General features: G+C 64.1%; 5 protein-coding genes. All 5 read left to right on the top strand.

Annotated elements, in window-relative coordinates; translation table 11 throughout:
* Positions 1 to 52: 52 nt before the first annotated feature.
* The 5 genes from J1902_RS18385 (at position 53) to J1902_RS18365 (ending at position 4,101) form a co-directional block, all read left to right on the top strand.
* On the top strand, positions 53 to 277 hold the full coding sequence (locus J1902_RS18385) for a hypothetical protein (protein WP_207617823.1): 225 nt from the start codon (positions 53 to 55) through the stop codon (positions 275 to 277).
* A 662-nt stretch (positions 278 to 939) separates the two neighbouring features.
* The gene (locus tag J1902_RS18380; protein ID WP_307794489.1) at positions 940 to 1,338 is read left to right on the top strand and encodes an acyl-CoA-like ligand-binding transcription factor; all 399 of its coding nucleotides are present in this window, start codon (positions 940 to 942) and stop codon (positions 1,336 to 1,338) included.
* Positions 1,339 to 1,578: 240 nt separating this feature from the next.
* Positions 1,579 to 1,833 (top strand): hypothetical protein, encoded by a 255-nt coding sequence (locus tag J1902_RS18375; RefSeq protein ID WP_207617822.1) that lies wholly within the window; start codon positions 1,579 to 1,581, stop codon positions 1,831 to 1,833.
* 18 nt (positions 1,834 to 1,851) lie between these two features.
* Entirely contained in the window at positions 1,852 to 2,199 is a 348-nt protein-coding gene (locus J1902_RS18370) for a ribbon-helix-helix protein, CopG family (protein ID WP_207617821.1), read from the top strand.
* Positions 2,200 to 2,502: 303 nt separating this feature from the next.
* Positions 2,503 to 4,101, top strand: coding sequence for a multicopper oxidase family protein (locus J1902_RS18365; protein WP_207617820.1), 1,599 nt, complete (start codon positions 2,503 to 2,505; stop codon positions 4,099 to 4,101).
* Positions 4,102 to 4,181 lie beyond the last annotated feature (80 nt).

Below are 4,181 nucleotides of genomic sequence, written 5' to 3'. Positions count from 1 at the left end.
CGTATCCGCCCGGTTCTTCCCGAGTACTACGGGGACCCCGTAACGTCGAGGCATGACCACCACCCGCCCCGCCTGGACGCTCACCGAAGCCACTGAGCACTTCCCGATCGACATCAACGCTTTCGGCCAAGGGCCGGAAGCGGATCCGGCGCTGGTTGTGGCCAAGGTGTGCTGGAGCTGCCTGCCAGAGCAGGCATGGCCATGCAAGACTGCGCTCGAGCAAGCCACGGTGGACAACGGCCTCACCCCCGGACACGACAAGGGACAGGCGTTTTGAGCGACGCTCTCCGGTAGAACTGCCCCTGACCTGAGCGCCTCAAAAGCGCTCTCCGGTACTTAGTGCCACCTGGCCCCTGATAAGCGCTCTGGCGACGTGGGGGAAAGTATTTACGGGGTGCCGGCTCCAAGGCCGGCGCCGCCGCTAGTCCCTGGTTTCCATCCATGCGAGGATCTGGCGTGCTTCGTCCACCCGGTCCCTGCTAGCGCGCCTAGGGCGTGCTTGAATCTGTGCATGACAACACCCCAGCAACGGCTGACTTCGCTCCTGCTGTCAATTGGATTCACGGTGGCCGGCCTTGTTGCAGGCCTGGCGCCCTGGACTGTGTCCTATCGCGGTTTGGGTCAGACTCGCACCTTCGGCGGATTGAGTGGTGCGCTCGAATGTGGTGCGCCCTTGATGCGCATGGAGACCTGGGTTGCCCCTGACGGAACCTCCTGCACACCCATCTACGCAGGGATGGGTGTTCTCTCGTGCGCCCTCTTGATCGTCGGTGTGATCTTTTTCGTGCGGTGGCGTTACATGATGCTGGGCCGAGAACAAGCGAGGCATCCAAGGCGCTAATTGCCCCCTGTGGCGCGGCGTTTAGCCGGTACTGGCTGGGACGACTAAGGATCATTCTTGGGGGCCAGTATGTCTACTTCCCCACCAAGGAAGACGCGGTGCTCGGCAATGCCATGCCGTGGGGCGAGTTCGTCCGCGACACCTTCGCGAACCGGCCCGCCGACGAGCCCGTGTGGGACTCCCTCCGCATCTCATACGAAGCGCTATTAGGGCTGTCGGAAAGTCACGGGGAACGGCAGAAACGCATCATGCGGGTACTGACCAGCACGGCGTCGCTGCGCGCCCGCAATCTCGAGAAACACCTCGCTTGGGCGCAGATGCTCACCCCGCTCGTAGCGGGCCGCCTCCACGGGATGGACAGGCAGCTCCGCGCGCTCACGATCGTGCAGGCCAGCCTCGCCTGCTTCGACATCGCCCTCACCAGCTGGGCCGACCCCGACGAAAACCGCCCGCCAGCCACGCTCCTCGCCATCAGCTTCCACGAATTGAAACACTGAGGACCGTCCCGACGGCCACTTAGCAATATGAAAGTGCGGCCAAATAGCGCTGCGATTCACATTCGGGATCTCCCTCGGGCTACTTCTTCAAAAAAACGTTTTTGAATCATCCGTGCAGACTCTGCACGGTCGTAACCAGGCAGGGCGAGCCCTGGCCACGCCGCATGCTCAGTGCCCACGCAGCCGGGACCCGCGAATATTGTCCTGCAATATTCGTCAATATTGTGAGACAATACAGGCGTGGCAATCAGGTGGACGGACAGTGCAGACAAGCACGGAGTGTCCCGTGAAGACGCGGCGAACGCGATCCTCAACCACGTTTACCGGGTGCAGGAGTTCGACGAACCACGCATCGAAGGCGGCGCCCGTCCCGACCTGTTCATCGGCCCCTCCGTGGACCGCCGGACCATGCTGGAAGTCATGGCGATCATCACTCCGCCCAACGACATCCTCGTGTTCCACGTCATGGAAGCACGCCGCAAATCATTGACATAGCCGAAAGGGGAAGCAGCAATGACTAAGGACCAGACCGGGCCCCTGGGCCCGGAGGAGCAGGACCGCTACCACCGGCTTGCCGAGTGGGCGGAAACAGCCGACATCGCGCCCGGCGCGAAGATCACCAAGGCCGCAGGCCCGGGAGCGGGCCGGGCCCTCCTGGAGGCTGCCCTTGGTTCTCCTGAAGCGGTCCAGCGCGCCGTCGGCAAGCCCTCCCTCAGCGGCAAGGGCACATCGCCCACGCTCTCTATCCGGATACCGAAGGACCTGGCCGAGCTGCTTGAGGCCAGGGCCGAACTGGAGCACCTCAAGCCCAGCGTTGTTGTCCGCGACGCCCTGCGGGCCTACCTGGGACACTCCTCCTAAGGAACCCTGACGGGAAGGCGTCTCCGCCAGTCACGTTTGCGGCAGCGCGTGGAGCAATGACGGGCAGCCGCGCGTAAGTTCCACTCACCGCTCCCGGATGGATCCGGTTCCCGCGGCCAGGGCAGACAAACCCGGGGGCAACGTCCTGAACGCGGACTCATCGCCCGTCTTCCTGACCCGGCAGCGGCAGCCCGGGGGTCATCGTTTTCCCAACATCACGGGTGTAGTTTGGAAATTGAAACCCGGGGTCAGGTCCTGCGTTTTGGCCCGGCCCGGTCGGTCCGGTCAAGGAGATGACACATAATGTCTGTCAGCCGGCGTGACGTGCTCCTGTTGGGAGGACTTGGTGCCTTGGGAGCGGCAGGTCTGGCCGTCCCGCTGTCCTCCATCGCCGGGAAGTCGGCCAGCGAACTGGCCCGGGCCAACATGCCGGTGCCCTTCCGCGCCGGGTTCCGGATTCCACCGGTCCTGGAACCGTTCTTGACGGACATCGATCCGGCGGACGGTGCGCCGGTCAATCACTATCTGATCACCGAGCGGGTGGGTGTGGAAAACTTCCTCCCCGACCTGCCCACCCCGGTCCTGGGCTACAACGGGATTTTCCCTGGACCGACGATCAGCCTGGAACGCGGGACGCATGCCGTGGTGACCATGCGGAACCAGCTGTCCAGCCCGCAGCCCTTCCTGGGAACGCCGACGGCCACATCCACGCACCTGCACGGCTCGCCGTCCCTGCCGCAGTTCGACGGCTATGCCAGCGACGTGTCGCAACCGGGCTTCAGGAAGGACTACCACTACCCCAATACCCATGCCGCGGTGACGTTCTGGTACCACGACCACGCGGTGCACTTCACCGCGCAGAATGTCTATTCCGGGCTGGCCGCCATGTACGAAATCCATGACCCGGCAGAGCGGGAACTGCTGCCGCAGGGGGAATTCGATGTCCCGCTGATTGTCAACGACTTCATGTTCGCGGCCGACGGCACCGAAGCCTACGACGACCACTCGCAATCGGGCCTGTTCGGCGACGTGCTCCTGGTCAACGGCAGGCCCTGGCCGGTCATGCCCGTCAAGCGGCGCGTCTACCGCTTCCGGTGCCTGAATGCCTCCATCAACCGCTCGATCCGGCCCGCCCTGAGCACCGGCGAGCCGCTGGTCATCGTGGCAACCGACGACGGCCTGATGCCCAGGTCCCGGCCCGTCGGCTCCTACCGCCATGCCAATGCCGAACGGTACGAATTCCTCATCGACTTCTCGCAATACCCGGCGGGCCGGCGCGTGGAGCTTCTCAACCTGTCCAACCCCCACAACATCGATTTCGACGGCACGGACAAAATCATGGCCTTCGACGTCACCGATGAACCGTTCGAGGGCGACGGAACCAACCGGATTCCGGACCTGCTGGTGAACACCCCTGAAATGGAACTTGATCCGGCCCAGGCCGTGAGGACCCGCCACCTGCGTTTCGAACGCCAGGGCGGCGACTGGACCATCAACGGGGAAACCTGGCAGGACGTCATCGCCAGCAACTTCCAGCACGCCATCGCCAACCCCGGCCTGGACGACATCGAAATCTGGGAACTCGAAAACAAATCCGGCGGGTGGTTCCACCCGGTCCACATCCACCTCATCGACTTCAAGATCCTCAGCCGCAACGGCCAACCCCCGTTCCCCTGGGAACGGGGCCCGAAGGACGTCGTTTACCTGGGCGAGAACGAAACGGTTCGCTTGATCACCCACTTCGGACCCCACCGCGGACGCTACATGATCCACTGCCACAACCTGCCCCACGAGGACCATGACATGATGGTCCAGTTCCGTGTGGGCCTGCAGGAAGGCGAACCGGACCCGAACGACCCGATCAAGGCCGCACGGCCGGTCTTCGACAGTCCGGTCCCATAAACCCGGCGCAGCACGCCGCCGGTGCGGCCATTTCGGCATGCCGGAGCGACGCCGGCCCGTTCGACGCAGCGGCACCCGCG

Source organism: Arthrobacter cavernae (assembly GCF_017368795.1).
GTDB lineage: Bacteria > Actinomycetota > Actinomycetes > Actinomycetales > Micrococcaceae > Arthrobacter > Arthrobacter cavernae.
The sequence above is the reverse complement of the archived record's forward strand: the minus strand, read 5'-3'. Positions and strand labels throughout refer to the sequence as shown.